We start from the raw sequence: 13710 nt of genomic DNA, 5'->3' as shown, positions 1-13710 counted from the left end.
CTTTTGCGCTGCGTTGATGATAGGGGCACTTTGTGCGCCGCGGCCGTTTTGATCCTTGGCAAAAGTCAAGCAGCGGCGTTTCTTTTACGTTTTCGCAAATGTCACGCGGTCTGGCGCGGCCCCGATATAGCCGGCCACAGCGCGATCAGGTAAAGGGTAAAGGCGATGATCCAGATGCCACCGGCGCCCAGCATCATGGGAAAATAGAAATCGCCCGACAGCGTGGATCCGACCCAGCGCAAACCGGCGGCCAGAATGATCAGCCCGTAGGCAACAGCGACCGCAACCGGCGCAATCAACGGGCGCCCGCTATGGCCCAGTATTGCACGGCTCATCACGGCCAGTGTCATACCCCCGATGCAACCGATGCCCAGAACATGCAGTGCCGCAACTTCGCTGGACAGGGCGAACTGGCTGGCCCCCCAAGACACCAGCCCCACGCCAAGCATAAGCATGCCCAGATGCAACGACCAAAGGATCGGTTGGTTCCACGTCCAGAACGGCCGCCAGCAGGCCACACGCAGACATTGCAGAATGCCGGCAATTGCGGCCATTCCCCCCAACACCCATGCGGGCAAACCGATCAACAGGGCCAGCGGCAACGCCGCCATTAACAGAATGGCAGGGCGCTCGATCCGGTTCGGGCTGGTTGGCCAAAAAGCTTCCGCGACACCTGCGCGTTTCATCGCATTTCGGGTAAAGGCCGGTGTCACGCGTCCGCCCAGAACAGCAATCATCGCGCACAGCGCAAACAGACCGGCCCGCAATCCGACGGCTGCACTGTCCTCTGTCACGCCCATCCATTCCAGATGCACCACCAGATTGCTGACCCAGATTGCGCCAAGAAACCCGACAAGAACCATGTTCTGAGGTTTCGGCCGTTTGATCAGTTGCGACATGATCTGGGCGATCATGATCGGCAGAAAGGCAAGATCGGCAATGGCAACCAAACTCGCCGGCAAGGTACCGGACCACCACATGACAGCCCGTCCGGCAAGCCAGACACCCGCAGCGACGGCGATAAAGCGTTGCGGCGCGGCCTTGGCACCGGTCCAGTTTGGCACGGCTGTCAGCAGAAAGCCCCCCAACGCCGCAGCAGAGTAGCCGAATATCATCTCGTGTGCGTGCCACAGATGCGGCGGCGGGGCGAAGGGCAGATCATAAATCATGCCGCCGGCGAAATGCACCCCCAGATACAATTCCCATACCAGCATCGAAAATATCGCAAACGCCCCCGCAGCCAGAAAGAAGATGCGGAAGCCCTGGGAAAACAGACGTGAGATCAGCGATGTCATGCGGATGACCCTCCTACAGCGGGTGTGGCGCGTTGGCGCCTTTTCAGAACAGGGCAGGTTGCGGCATCATTCATGACAACCTGACATCTGAGGCACAGAACACATTCGTTCGGGTTGATACGGCCCAGCGGATCAATCGCGCCGACCGTACACTTGGTCTCGCACAACCGGCATTCGCGGCCGCATTGCGGGCGGCGGTGCAGCCAGTCGAATATCTTGAGCTTGGCCGGAATGGCCAGTGCGGCGCCCAGCGGGCAAAGATAGCGGCAATAAAACCGTTCGATAAACAGCCCGGCCGTAAGCAGCACCAGCACAAAGGCCACAAATGGCCATGCGCGCATCATCTGCATGGAAATCGCCGTCTTGAACGGCTCTGCCTCTGCCAGAATTAGCGCCTGTGTCATCGAATAGAAGGACAGCGCCAGAATCGCCACGAACAAGGTGTACTTGATGATCCACAGCCGTTCGTGCAGGGCATGCGGCACCTTGATCTGGGGCACACCCAGACGTTGCGCGATAACATTCGACAGTTCCTGCAAAGCGCCAAACGGGCATAGCCAACCACAGAACACACCCCGCCCCCAAAACAACAAACCCAGACCGACACCCGCCCAAAGCGTGAATATGACCGGTTCGATCAGGAATGTTTCCCAGCGAAATCCGTTCAGCAGGGAATGCACAAAGGCGACGACCTGCACGACAGACAACTGGCCGTTCAGAATCCAACCCAGCCAGACCAGTGTGGTTGTCAGAAACCCCAGCCGGATGGCCCGCCACAATTTGGGCCGGCGCACCACGGATTCCTGAAACAGAAGGATCAGGGTCAGTATGATTTGCATAGCTGCAACGCTGATCACGGCAAACCGTTTGTCCTGCCACGTCAGCTGCCATAACGGCGCAGCTTCGGGCGGGGGCGGCACCAGATGCGTTTCAGGCAAGGCGTATGGAACATCAATCACGAATGACAGGTCATTCCCGGCGCTGTCGGGGCGTGTCGCCGTCAGTTCAAGGGTGAACGGGCGGGTCGGGTCAAAGCCGTCCGGCGGGATCGTGAACGGGCGGGTCGGGTCAAAGCCGTCCGGCGGGATCGTGAACAGGCTGCGTTCCTTGGTTTCCGGCGCACCCGCCGTGGCCAGTTTATCAACGCGCACATATCCTGCATCGGTGATCGGCACACGCCTGTCGCCCTGCACCAGAACGATCCTGTCAAAAACGCCGGTCTTGCGCCAATCAGTGCCCCGGTGCGAATAAAGCCCGCGCGAGGCAACAAACAGAACCACGTCACCGGGTCCAAGCGCCCCGACAGCGCGGGTATATTGCTGCTGTCCCAGAATATTGCGGCCAATCGTGGGGGGATCGGCCAGGGCGACCCATACCTCTATGAAGGGCGCATCCCCTGCGGGAACCGGAACCTTGGCCCCGCTCAAGGCCGCGCGCGCGGTATCGAGTGTTACCACGCTGTGCGAAATTGCGTTTTCGGCAATCAGTGTGGGCCAGTCCTTTGCTTCAAAACTGATCCGGTCGATGCCACCACCGGGCAGCAATCCGCGCCCGATTGCCAATGTGCGCGCAGTCCGCAGGATCGAATCCCTGATTACACCTGTAGAAACCGTCGCGCGGGAGATAATGTCCGGCATATCGGGGCCGTCACCCGCCCCGTCTGGGTTCGTCAGGTCAATACCGGCAAACCCATCGACGAATCTGGCGATGTCCTGATCTGTCAGGCCCAAAGTCAGAATGGGTTCGTTGTGCTGCATCAGCCTGGCGCCAACGATGCGGCCTTGCGGACCAATGGCCACCATCACATCCAGCGGACGGCCCGAGTAGCCGACAGAGCGTGCAATTTCCCATGTCGACGCAATATGGCCAACAACCCTGCCGCCCTGGGATACGGACCACCCCGGAACGGCGGCTTCGTCGCGTGTGATGACCGGCGCATCCTGCAGATCAAAAAGGCCCTGGGCAATCTCGGGTGTTGGCGGGATCGCGGCAATGCCCTGCTCCATCTGCGGACGCACAGTTTGCGCACTGGCAAAATGCACCGAAGCCGGTGCAACACAGGCCAACACACAAATCATCATGGATACAAGTTGACGAACCATTCCATCTTGTTGCGCGCCGGAAAGTTTGCCGCCTTAACGAAAGTCAAGGCACCCGATCACGAACGCGCGCAAAACCGTAGCTGCCTCACCAGCGAACGGAGTATTCGTTATGAAATCCAAAACAGCCATCCGGCGCGCATCGCTTTTGACAAGCGCTGCAGTCGCACTGGGCCTTGCCGTGACAGGCGCATCAGCCCAGGAAAAGCCAAAAGACCACGGCGATGACGCCGCTGCGGCCTATCAACCAAGCATGACAACGCTTGGTCAGATCCAGGTCGAAATTCCGGGCAGAAAACCCGGCGACCCTGTCATGACACCTTCCGAATTCCAGAAGGCGACAACCATCTATTTCGAACGGTGCGCAGGCTGCCACGGCGTGCTGCGCAAAGGCGCGACCGGCAAGGCATTGACCACCGATATCACCCGCGAAAACGGGTTTGAATATCTGCGCGACTTTATCACATACGGCTCTCCTGCGGGCATGCCCAACTGGGGAACCTCGGGTGACTTTACCGAAGAAGACGTGGACCTGATGGCCCGCTATCTGCTGCTTGAACCGCCCGCGCCGCCCGAATACGGCATGCCGCAAATGCGCGAAAGCTGGAAAGTTCTGATCGCGCCGGAAGACCGCCCAACCGAAAAAATGAACGATTGGGATATCGACAATCTGTTTTCTGTGACATTGCGCGATGCCGGCCAGATCGCCTTGATCGACGGTGCAAGCTATGAAATCAAATCGGTGATCGACACCGGTTACGCTGTGCACATCAGCCGGATTTCCGCATCCGGTCGCTATCTGCTGGTGATTGGCCGTGACGCCAAGATCAACATGATCGACCTGTGGATGGAAAACCCGGCCACGGTTGCCGAAATCAAGGTCGGTGCCGAAGCGCGGTCTGTCGAAACATCCAAAATGGAAGGGTTCGAGGACAAATACGCCATCGCCGGCAGCTACTGGCCGCCGCAATACGTGATCATGGATGGCAACACGCTGGAACCGCTCAAGATCAAATCCACCCGTGGCATGATCTATGACGAACAGACCTATCACCCCGAACCTCGGGTCGCGGCGATTATTTCGTCCCACTACAAACCTGAATTCATCGTGAACGTGAAGGAAACCGGCAAGATTCTGTTGGTCGACTATTCAGACATCAAGAACCTGAAAGTCACCGAAATCGAAGCCGAACGGTTCCTGCATGATGGTGGTCTGGACAGCACCAAACGTTACTTCCTGACAGCGGCCAACGCCCGTAACAAAGTGGCGGTGATCGACACCAAGGAAGGGTCGCTGACTGCAATGGTCGAAACCGAAGGTGCGACACCGCACCCGGGTCGCGGTGCCAACATCAACCACCCGACATACGGACCCGTCTGGGCTACATCCCACCTTGGTGACGATACTGTTGCCCTGATCGGAACAGACCCGGAAGGCCACCCCGATCATGCGTGGAAGATGGTGCAGCAGCTTTACGCCATGGGTGGCGGATCGCTGTTTGTGAAAACTCACCCCACATCAGAGCATCTGTATGTCGATGCGCCGCTGAACCCGGATGCCGAAGTTTCCGGTTCGGTCGCGGTCTTCAAAATTGCAGACCTGGCGCAGGAAGAACCTGAATTCACTGTTCTTCCGATCGTCGAATGGGCGGGAATCGCTGATGGTCAACCTCGTGTTGTCCAAGGCGAATACAACCAGGCCGGCAACGAAATCTGGTTCTCGGTCTGGAATGCTGCCGATCTGGAATCAGCCATCGTTGTTGTCGATGACAAGACGCTGGAGCTCAAGCACGTCATCAAAGACGAACGCCTGATCACACCGACTGGCAAGTTCAACGTCTACAACACACGTGCCGACGTTTACTGACAAACATGTCCGGGGGCCGCTGGCCGGCCCCCGGATTTCCCCAAGACATCAGGCCGACGAAAAGGAGCCGCCCCATGACTCATGCAGGTAAAGTATATCTGATCGGTGCCGGACCCGGCGATGCAGACCTGATGACATTGCGCGCCTTGCGCATGTTGCAAAGCGCGGATGCGGTTGTTTACGACCGCCTTGTTTCTCCTGAAATTCTGGATCTTGCACCGGCAACGGCGCAAATGATCCCGGTGGGCAAAGCCCCCAAATGCCACACGGTTCCACAGGACCGGATCAATGAAATTCTGACCGAACTGGCCCTGCAGGGCCTGACCGTTGCCCGCCTCAAGGGCGGTGACCCGTTGATTTTCGGGCGCGGATCGGAAGAAGCCGCGCATCTGATGGATCACGGCATCGAAGTAGAATACGCCCCCGGCATCACCGCCGCCCAGGGCATGGCCGCCGCAACCGGCGTGCCGTTGACCCATCGCGGCCTTGCGACCGGTGTGCGTTATGTGACCGGCCACCGGGCCGCTGATCAGAAACTGGATCTGGACTGGGCCAGTCTGGCCAACACCGACACCACGCTTGTTGTCTATATGGGTGTCGCAAACATCAGCGAAATCGCCTTGCGCCTGATGGGCGAAGGCATGCCCGGTTCGATGCCTGTGATGGCGATTTCAAGCGCGACAACCCCGCGTGAAAAACGTCTGATCTCGCGGCTTGACCAGGTTGGCGTCGACATTCAGGCAATGCCGCTGCGCGCGCCGGTTCTGTTCGTCATCGGACATGTCGTGTCACTCTACCGCGAACAACCGGTCCACTCGCAGGAGGCGCAGCCACTTCTGGCCGCGATGGCCGGTGAATAGGCTGTTTGCATATCTGTTTCTGGCCAGTGCCGCCATTGCGGGCGATCGGGCAGACGTTGACGGCCCTGCGCTGGAACGCCTTGTGAAACAGGATTGTGGCTCATGTCACGGCCTGACGCTCAAGGGCGGGCTTGGTCCTGATATCCAGCCTAGCTCCCTTGCGCACCACGATCCTGAAACGCTGGGGACCATTATCCTTGACGGTATTCCGGGCACAGCCATGCCCCCATGGCGTCCGTTGTTGACCAAAGCCGAGGTGGAATGGGTCGTGACCTATCTTTTGACCGGAGTCGCAGAATGAACCGTGTTGTGCTGACAACCATTTGCACGCTAGTCTTTGGTGCGCCCGCCTTTTCCCAATCCACCGGCGATCTTGGTCTTGTCGTCGAACGCGCCACCGGGTCGCTTCTGGTGGTCGATCAATCGGATCGTGCGAAGATCGGACGGATCGAAGGATTGGGCGACCTCAGCCACGCGTCACTGGTTTATTCCCCTGACCAGCAATTCGCCTTTGTGTTCGGCCGCGATGGTGGCCTGACCAAGGTCGATATCCTGTCACAGACCATCGTGGCGCGTGTGATGCAGGCGGGAAATTCTATCGGAGGTGCGATCTCTGATGATGGAAAGCTGGTCGCGGTCTCCAATTACGAACCCGGCGGCGTGCGTATTTTTGAAACTGAAACGCTCGCAATGGTTGCCGACATCCCCACCGGCGCAAAAACCATCGGACTGGTCGACATCCCCGAAAGCCGGTTTGTGTTCACCCTGTGGGATGATGGCGAAACCTGGATTGTAGACATGTCGGGCGACACACCCGCGATCACCAAAATCAAGGATATCGGCATAAACCCTTATGATGCGCTGGTCACAGCTGACGGGCGGACATACATCACCGGCCTGTTCGGAGAAGACCACCTGACTGCGCTGGATCTGTGGCAGGATATCCCCGAACCGCAACCGATCCTGCAAGGATATGGCAAGGGGCGCGAAGGTTTACCGGTCTACAAGATGCCGCATCTGGAAGGATGGGCCTTGGCAGGCGGAGAATTCGTGCTGCCGGCGATCGGCCAGCACGAAGTATTGTGGGTCGATGCCCGCAGTTTGCAGGAAACCGGGCGCACAGCGACTCATGGACAACCTGTCTTTGCCATGTCCCGTCCCGATGGCCGTCACGTCTGGGTGAATTTTGCCCACCCGCTGAACGATACGATTCAGGTGATCGACAGCACCACGAAAGCGGTCATTCATGAATTCAGCCCGGGGCCCGGTGTACTTCATATGGAGTTCACTCCACGCGGACACGAAGTTTGGCTGTCCGTCCGCGACGCCGGTAAAGTCATGATCTACGACACGCAAACCTTTGAAAAGTTGCGCGAAATTGACGCGGAAAGCCCCTCTGGCATTTTCTTTACGGCCCGCGCGCATCGGTTGGGGTTGTAAGACATGGAAGGCGTTACCGATCCGATCACACAATCCCTACTGGATGACTGGCAGCGCGATTTCCCGATTGATCCAACGCCGTTTCATATCATTTCGCAAAAGCTTGGGATCAGCGAACAGGATGTCATCGAACGGCTGAAAAAACAGCGCGAAACAGGCCGTATCACACGCGTTGGGGCCACCTGCGCGCCCAATACGGTTTCGGCCAGCACGTTGGCCGCCGTGGCCGCACCCGAAGACCGTATCGAGGAAGTTGCCGCCATCATCGGGGCAGAGGACGGCGTTAACCATTCCTATCTGCGCGAACATGACTGGAACCTGTGGTTTGTCGCCACCGGCCCGGACCGCGCCCATGTAGACAAGACGCTGCGCCGCATCTCAGAGCGGTCCGGGTTACGTGTTCTTGACCTGCGGCTTGTGCGCCCCTTCAATATTGATCTGGGGTTTGCATTGCGGCGCAACGGCACAACCCACGCTGTTTCAAAACAGGTGGATGCATCGGTTTTTCAACCGGATGATCGCCCGATTTTGCAGGCATTGACCAAGGGACTAGCGCTGACACCGCGCCCCTTTCTTGCGTTGGCCGATGCACTGGGCCGCAGTGAAAGCAGTGTCCTGGACAGGGTTCAGGCCCTAAGCGATGCGGGCATCATCGCGCGCCTTGGCGTGATCGTGCGCCACCGTGCGTTGGGCTGGCGATCAAATGCGATGGTGGTATGGGACCTGCCCCATGACAAGATCACCACAATCGGTCCACTTTTGGCGGCCCAGCCTGGCATAACACTCTGCTACGAGCGCGAACCGGTACCCGGTGTCTGGCCCTACAGATTGTATTCGATGATCCATGCAAGAACACGCGCCGATGCGCTGGATGTTCTGACCCGCGTTTGCAGCCTGCCCGAACTTACGAACGTGCCGCATCTGCCGTTGTTTTCACTACATTGCTTCAAACAAACCGGTGCAATGGTCGCTGAACCCGAAAAGGCCAACCCATGATTCTGGATGATACCGACCGCCTGCTTTTGAATCACTTGCAGGACGGCTTTCCGATTGCCGCGCATCCCTACAAAGTGGTCGCAGATCAGCTTGGGCTGACCGAACAGATCGTGCTGAACCGACTGAAGGCGTTGAAGGAAAACCGAATGATCACCCGTTTTGGCCCGTTCTTTGATGCGGCCGCGCTGGGGGGTGCGTTTTGCCTGTGCGCTATGGCCGTGCCGGAAGACGAATTTGAAACCGTCCTGACAAAAGTCAATGCTTACGCCGAGGTGGCGCACAATTATGAACGCAGTCACCGGCTGAACATGTGGTTCGTTTTGGCCACGGAAACCCAAGAGGAAATCGAACAGGTGGCTACATCCCTTCGTCAGGAAACAGGGCACAATGTTCTCTGTTTTCCAAAACTCAGGGAGTTCTTTATTCGCTTCCGGGTTGCCGCATGAAACTTGATCCCATCGACCGCCAGATTATCACCGCAACACAATCCGGACTCCCGCTTGTGACAGAGCCATATGCGCATGTTGCGGGTCAGCTGGGCATCAGCGAACACGATCTGCTGGACCGTATGAACGCGATGCAGGCCCGCGGCGTGATCCGCCGTATCGCGGTGGCCCCGAACCATTACAAGCTTGGCATGATCGCCAACGGAATGTCAGTCTGGGATGTCGCGGACGATCGTGTTGCCGAACTGGGCCAGATGGTCGGAGATCTGCCATTTGTCAGCCATTGCTATGAACGCCCCCGCGCCCTGCCCGAATGGCCTTACAACCTGTTTGCCATGTTACACGGCACCTCGCGCGACGATGTCGAATCCTTGCGACACAAGGTAGCCAGTCTGCTGGGGGATGCCTGCGCCGCCCACGACATTCTGTATTCAACCCGTATCCTGAAAAAGACCGGGCTGCGGCTGCGGCCCCAGAAAGGTTAAATATGTTCCGTCTATCCGAGTATATGCACCAGCTTGTTCATCCCACGCCTGTCCGTGTACGTCGTGGCGACGGGCCTGTGAAACCGGTCGTGATCTGGAACCTGACACGGCGCTGCAACCTGAAATGCCGCCACTGTTATACCGTCTCTGCCGATGTGCATTTCCCCGGGGAGTTGAGCCACGAACAGGCTGTCTCTACACTGGACGATCTGGGTGACTTTGGCGTTCCCGCGCTGATTCTGTCGGGGGGCGAACCATTGGACCGGTTCGATTTCTTTGATCTGGCAGCCCGCGCGCGGCCCAAGGTCAAGATGCTTGCCCTTTCGACCAATGGCACGAAAATTCACGGCGAAACCGCCGACCGCGTCGCCGAAATCGGGTTCGATTACGTCGGCATTTCAATCGACGGCATTGGCGCCACGAACGATTGGTTCCGCGGCGTGGACGGTGCGTTTGACGATGCGGTGCGCGGTGTGCGCGAGTGCAAGAAACGCGGCATAAAAGTCGGGTTGCGCTTTACCTTGACGCGGGACAATGCCGCGCAGTTACCGGACCTTCTGCAATTGTGTGATGATGAAGGTATCGACAAATTCTACCTGTCACATCTTGTTTACGCCGGTCGCGGAGACAAGAACCGTGGCGAGGACGCTGTGCACAAACACACCCGCGATGCGCTGGATCAGTTGATTGACCGCGCATGGGTCGGTGCCGCCGAAGACATGCCGCTGGATATCGTGACCGGCAACAATGATGCCGATGCCGTGTTGCTGATGAACTGGGCCAAAAGGCATTTCGATCAACCGAAACTGGACAATCTGCGCGACCATCTTGAAGCCTGGGGTGGCAATTCATCCGGTCTGGGCGTTGCCAACATCGATCATCAGGGCAAGGTGCATCCCGACACCTATTGGTCCGACTATACGATCGGCAGCGTCAAAGACACGCCGTTTTCACAGCTTTGGACAGGCGGTGATCCGATGCTGGCGCAATTGCGCCTGCGCCCGCGCCCTCTCAAGGGGCGGTGCGGGGCCTGTGCGTTCCAATCTGTGTGCGGCGGCAACACCCGTATCCGGGCCTTGCAGCTAACAGGTGATCCATGGGCCGAAGATCCGGCATGCTACCTGTCGAACGCCGAAATCGGCGTGGACGAAACCCAAGATACCGATCGCCTGATCGTGACGCCATTCCGGGGGAAACGCCATGATCCGGCGCATCGTTTTCACTAGCCTTCTGATACTGGGTGCCGCCAATGCACAGGCAGATCCGGCCGAGATTTACAATGACAACTGCGCGTCCTGCCACGGTGCGGCGCGTCTGGGTGGAACGGGCCCGGCCCTGATCCCCGAAACGCTGGGACGGATGCGCGGCCCCAACCTTGAAAAGGTCATTGCCGACGGCCGCGCCGCAACGCAAATGCCCGCGTTCGCAGATGTGTTGACGGCGGACGACATCACCAGCCTTGCCGCCTACCTCGAAACACCGCTGGACGAAGTTCCGGACTGGGATACGGATCAAATTGCCGAAACCTTGTGGCTGGATCCCGATTACGTTGCGGCGGATGCCCCTGTTTTTGATGCCGACCCGATGAACATCACGCTGGTTGTGGAAACCGGTGATCATCATGTCAGCGTTCTGGATGGCGACACATTTGACGTGCTTGACCGGTTTGAAACCCCGTTTGCCGTACATGGCGGCCCAAAATTCAGCCCCGAAGGCCGGTATGTTTTCATCATGTCGCGCGATGGCTGGGTTCAGAAATACGATATCTGGTCGCTGCATCAGGTTGGCCGTGTGCGCGCCGGACTGAACAGCCGCAATATCGCGATCAGCGCCGACGGGCTGCACCTTGCTGTCGCCAATTATCTGCCCATGACGCTGACCTTGCTGTCTACGGCCGATCTGAGTGTTGAAAAGGTCATGCCGGTATTCTCGAAAAGCGGCGTGCACAGCCGTGTTTCGGCGGTCTATCAGGCCCCGCAGCGCAACAGCTTTATCCTTGCCCTGAAAGATGCCCCCGAGATTTGGGAGGTCGCGACCGACCCGAATGCCGATCCGGTCTACGAAGGTTTTATCCATTCTCAGGAAAAGGACATGATAGAAGCCATTCCATCGTCCCAAGGGCTGTTCGCGCGCCGCCGGATCGAAACCGCCGAACCGCTGGACGATTTCTTTTTCACGGACGATTACCGCAACCTGATCGGAGCGTCCCGTGATGGTGCGCGCGGCGTTGTCGTCAACCTGAATGTCGGGCGCGAGATCGCGGAACTGCCCTTGCCCGGCATGCCGCATCTGGGGTCCGGCATCAGCTGGGAACTGGACGGTCGCCGCGTCATGGCAACGCCGCATCTGAAAGAAGGTAAACTGTCGATCATCGACACAGATGACTGGAGCATTCTGAAAACCATTGAAACCGACGGGCCGGGATTTTTCCTGCGCAGTCACGAAAATTCACCCTATTTCTGGGCGGATGTGTTTTTCGGACCGAACAAGGACGTGATGCACGTCATCGACAAGCAAAGCCTTGAAATCGTGAAAACCCTGCGCCCGGAGCCCGGTGCGACGGTGGCGCATGTGGAATTCACCCGCGACGGGCGCTATGCTTTGGTTTCGGTGTGGGAAGACGATGGCGCTGTTATCGTTTATGACGCACAAACTCTAGTCGAACTGCGCCGCCTTCCGATGCGCAAACCATCCGGGAAATACAATGTCTGGAACAAAATCACCTTTTCCGAAGGAACCAGCCACTAAGCGGCAGGCCATCATCGTCAGCCACGGCCAACCCTCTGATCCGGATCCGGCCGAAGTTGAACTGGCAACGCTGGCCATGGATGTCGCACGCCTGATGCCCGACTGGCACGTGCAAAGCGCCACACTGGCCAAGGAAAACGCATTGGAAACCGCCTTGGAGCAGGCAGGTCCTGCGCCGTTGATTTATCCGCTTTTCATGACGCACGGATGGTTCACGCAGACCACCCTGCCAAAGCGCGTCACTTCGCCTGATGCAAAGATCCTGGCGCCGCTGGGCGTGGACCAATCATTGCCCGCGCTGGCCGAACGCTGGCTTCTGGCCGAACTGAAAGCCCAAGGCTGGAACGCCGGAGACACTTGTTTGATTGTCGCAGCGCACGGATCCGGGCGCAGTGAGAATTCCTCGCGCGATACGCGCAGCTTTTCGAATGCGCTTTCGGCGCGCCTGCCCTTTGGCGAGATACGTGTCGGGTTCATCGAAGAACCGCCCTATCTGACAGATGTGGTATTCGATGCAGGGGAAAAATCCATCTGCCTGCCGTTCTTTGCCGCGATCCGCGGGCATGTAACCGATGATATACCCGAGGCGCTGGATGGTGCCGAATTCGCCGGCTTGCGCCTTGATCCGATCGGGACACATCCCGACATACCGGCCCTGATCGCATCTGAACTGGCCGCGCAATTCGAACACAGGGCAATCGCATGACACCCACCCCACCCAAAAGCGGCCTGCCGTTCGGAAAGCTTTTTGCCGTTCTTTACATCTTCACGGTAGGGGCCGTTGCGATCAATCTGTTCATGCTTGGCCTTATGCTGCAGGCCATCGGGTTCACCGCTATGTCACCGGTCACGGCACTTGTCCTTAGCATCCCGCTGGGCCTGCCGGCCAACTGGCTTGTTACGCGCTGGGTGCGTGGATTGATGGACGAAGCTGACGGCACAAACTGAAAGAACCTGTAATCAACAGGTTTGTTGTTTTTCTGCGTCAGAGTCTTGGCCAAAAAATAAACGCTGCCGGACAGGCCGACAGCGTTTATTCAGGTACTGGTTTTAGTCAGTTGTCCGCAATCACTCGAACGAAGCCATATAGGCAATGACGTCCATGATTTCCTGTTCCTTGCGCAATCCGGCAAAGGACATCTTGGTCTTTGGCAGGAAATCTTTTGGTTTGGTCAGGAATGCGGTCAGGTTCTCTTCGTCCCAAACCAAACCTTCGCCGGCTTTTTCCATCAGCGCGTCCGAATATTTGAAATCGGCATTCGCTCCTGCTGGTGCACCGACGATTCCGTTCAGAATCGGACCAACCTTGTTCTTGGCGTCCTCGCCAACTGCGTGGCACGCCTTGCATTTCTTGAATACTTTTTCGCCTTTTTCAGCGTCACCTTCTGCAAAGGCAGGTGTCGACAAAGCCAGCAACGTGGCTGCGGTGGTCAGAATTGGTTTGATCATGTTCAGAGTCCTCTTCTTCAGATAA

The 13710-nt window shown here is 58.0% G+C and carries 14 protein-coding genes; 11 read left to right on the top strand and 3 right to left on the bottom strand.

Translation table 11 applies throughout. The features are described from left to right. Positions 1-101: 101 nt before the first annotated feature. The gene (locus OLX72_RS08705) at positions 102-1295 is read right to left on the bottom strand and encodes an NnrS family protein (protein WP_433990284.1); all 1194 of its coding nucleotides are present in this window, start codon (positions 1293-1295) and stop codon (positions 102-104) included. Continuing rightward, the gene (locus OLX72_RS08700) at positions 1292-3397 is read right to left on the bottom strand and encodes a 4Fe-4S binding protein (RefSeq protein WP_433990283.1); all 2106 of its coding nucleotides are present in this window, start codon (positions 3395-3397) and stop codon (positions 1292-1294) included. The genes OLX72_RS08705 and OLX72_RS08700 overlap by 4 nt, the downstream gene beginning before the upstream one ends. A 109-nt stretch (positions 3398-3506) precedes the next feature. Here OLX72_RS08700 and OLX72_RS08695 point away from each other — a divergent pair, with 109 nt between their 5' ends. The 11 genes from OLX72_RS08695 (at position 3507) to OLX72_RS08645 (ending at position 13184) form a co-directional block, all read left to right on the top strand. Further along, entirely contained in the window at positions 3507-5261 is a 1755-nt protein-coding gene (locus tag OLX72_RS08695; RefSeq protein WP_114871563.1) for a nitrite reductase, read from the top strand. A gap of 74 nt (positions 5262-5335) precedes the next feature. Then, on the top strand, positions 5336-6121 hold the full coding sequence (cobA, locus tag OLX72_RS08690; RefSeq protein WP_114871564.1) for a uroporphyrinogen-III C-methyltransferase: 786 nt from the start codon (positions 5336-5338) through the stop codon (positions 6119-6121). Then, on the top strand, positions 6114-6422 hold the full coding sequence (locus OLX72_RS08685) for a c-type cytochrome (RefSeq protein ID WP_433990282.1): 309 nt from the start codon (positions 6114-6116) through the stop codon (positions 6420-6422). The genes cobA and OLX72_RS08685 overlap by 8 nt, the downstream gene beginning before the upstream one ends. Continuing rightward, on the top strand, positions 6419-7561 hold the full coding sequence (locus OLX72_RS08680; RefSeq protein WP_114871566.1) for a cytochrome D1 domain-containing protein: 1143 nt from the start codon (positions 6419-6421) through the stop codon (positions 7559-7561). The genes OLX72_RS08685 and OLX72_RS08680 overlap by 4 nt, the downstream gene beginning before the upstream one ends. Before the next feature lie 3 nt (positions 7562-7564). Further along, entirely contained in the window at positions 7565-8557 is a 993-nt protein-coding gene (ahbB, locus tag OLX72_RS08675; RefSeq protein WP_114871567.1) for a siroheme decarboxylase subunit beta, read from the top strand. Continuing rightward, a complete protein-coding gene (locus OLX72_RS08670; protein ID WP_114871568.1) occupies positions 8554-9003 on the top strand; it encodes an Lrp/AsnC family transcriptional regulator in 450 nt (149 codons plus the stop codon). Before ahbB (OLX72_RS08675) ends, OLX72_RS08670 begins: the two co-directional genes overlap by 4 nt. Beyond that, a complete protein-coding gene (ahbB, locus tag OLX72_RS08665; protein WP_114871569.1) occupies positions 9000-9488 on the top strand; it encodes a siroheme decarboxylase subunit beta in 489 nt (162 codons plus the stop codon). The genes OLX72_RS08670 and ahbB (OLX72_RS08665) overlap by 4 nt, the downstream gene beginning before the upstream one ends. A 2-nt stretch (positions 9489-9490) precedes the next feature. After that, complete coding sequence (gene nirJ, locus OLX72_RS08660) at positions 9491-10714, top strand: heme d1 biosynthesis radical SAM protein NirJ (protein WP_114871570.1); 1224 nt, start codon at positions 9491-9493, stop codon at positions 10712-10714. Continuing rightward, entirely contained in the window at positions 10689-12236 is a 1548-nt protein-coding gene (locus tag OLX72_RS08655; protein ID WP_114871571.1) for a nitrite reductase, read from the top strand. Before nirJ ends, OLX72_RS08655 begins: the two co-directional genes overlap by 26 nt. Beyond that, entirely contained in the window at positions 12193-12942 is a 750-nt protein-coding gene (locus tag OLX72_RS08650) for a CbiX/SirB N-terminal domain-containing protein (protein WP_114871572.1), read from the top strand. The genes OLX72_RS08655 and OLX72_RS08650 overlap by 44 nt, the downstream gene beginning before the upstream one ends. Then, positions 12939-13184, top strand: coding sequence for a hypothetical protein (locus OLX72_RS08645; RefSeq protein ID WP_114871573.1), 246 nt, complete (start codon positions 12939-12941; stop codon positions 13182-13184). Before OLX72_RS08650 ends, OLX72_RS08645 begins: the two co-directional genes overlap by 4 nt. A gap of 120 nt (positions 13185-13304) precedes the next feature. Here OLX72_RS08645 and OLX72_RS08640 read toward each other — a convergent pair whose 3' ends face one another. Next, the gene (locus OLX72_RS08640) at positions 13305-13685 is read right to left on the bottom strand and encodes a c-type cytochrome (RefSeq protein ID WP_114871574.1); all 381 of its coding nucleotides are present in this window, start codon (positions 13683-13685) and stop codon (positions 13305-13307) included. Positions 13686-13710: the final 25 nt, after the last annotated feature.

The sequence above is a fragment of the Sulfitobacter sp. TBRI5 genome (genome assembly GCF_051013555.1).
Lineage (GTDB): Bacteria > Pseudomonadota > Alphaproteobacteria > Rhodobacterales > Rhodobacteraceae > JL08.
This window is presented reverse-complemented; position numbering and strand designations above follow the sequence as displayed.

Excerpts from the sequence above, each read along its gene's own strand:
- ahbB (WP_114871567.1), top strand. The coding sequence starts at position 7,565 with ATGGAAGGCGTTACCGATCCGATCACACAATCCCTACTGGATGACTGG.
- OLX72_RS08680 (WP_114871566.1), top strand. The coding sequence starts at position 6,419 with ATGAACCGTGTTGTGCTGACAACCATTTGCACGCTAGTCTTTGGTGCG.
- OLX72_RS08695 (WP_114871563.1), top strand. The coding sequence starts at position 3,507 with ATGAAATCCAAAACAGCCATCCGGCGCGCATCGCTTTTGACAAGCGCT.
- cobA (WP_114871564.1), top strand. The coding sequence starts at position 5,336 with ATGACTCATGCAGGTAAAGTATATCTGATCGGTGCCGGACCCGGCGAT.
- OLX72_RS08655 (WP_114871571.1), top strand. The coding sequence starts at position 10,689 with ATGATCCGGCGCATCGTTTTCACTAGCCTTCTGATACTGGGTGCCGCC.
- OLX72_RS08670 (WP_114871568.1), top strand. The coding sequence starts at position 8,554 with ATGATTCTGGATGATACCGACCGCCTGCTTTTGAATCACTTGCAGGAC.
- OLX72_RS08645 (WP_114871573.1), top strand. The coding sequence starts at position 12,939 with ATGACACCCACCCCACCCAAAAGCGGCCTGCCGTTCGGAAAGCTTTTT.
- nirJ (WP_114871570.1), top strand. The coding sequence starts at position 9,491 with ATGTTCCGTCTATCCGAGTATATGCACCAGCTTGTTCATCCCACGCCT.
- ahbB (WP_114871569.1), top strand. The coding sequence starts at position 9,000 with ATGAAACTTGATCCCATCGACCGCCAGATTATCACCGCAACACAATCC.
- OLX72_RS08705 (WP_433990284.1), bottom strand. The coding sequence starts at position 1,295 with ATGACATCGCTGATCTCACGTCTGTTTTCCCAGGGCTTCCGCATCTTC.
- OLX72_RS08650 (WP_114871572.1), top strand. The coding sequence starts at position 12,193 with ATGTCTGGAACAAAATCACCTTTTCCGAAGGAACCAGCCACTAAGCGG.
- OLX72_RS08640 (WP_114871574.1), bottom strand. The coding sequence starts at position 13,685 with ATGATCAAACCAATTCTGACCACCGCAGCCACGTTGCTGGCTTTGTCG.
- OLX72_RS08700 (WP_433990283.1), bottom strand. The coding sequence starts at position 3,397 with ATGGTTCGTCAACTTGTATCCATGATGATTTGTGTGTTGGCCTGTGTT.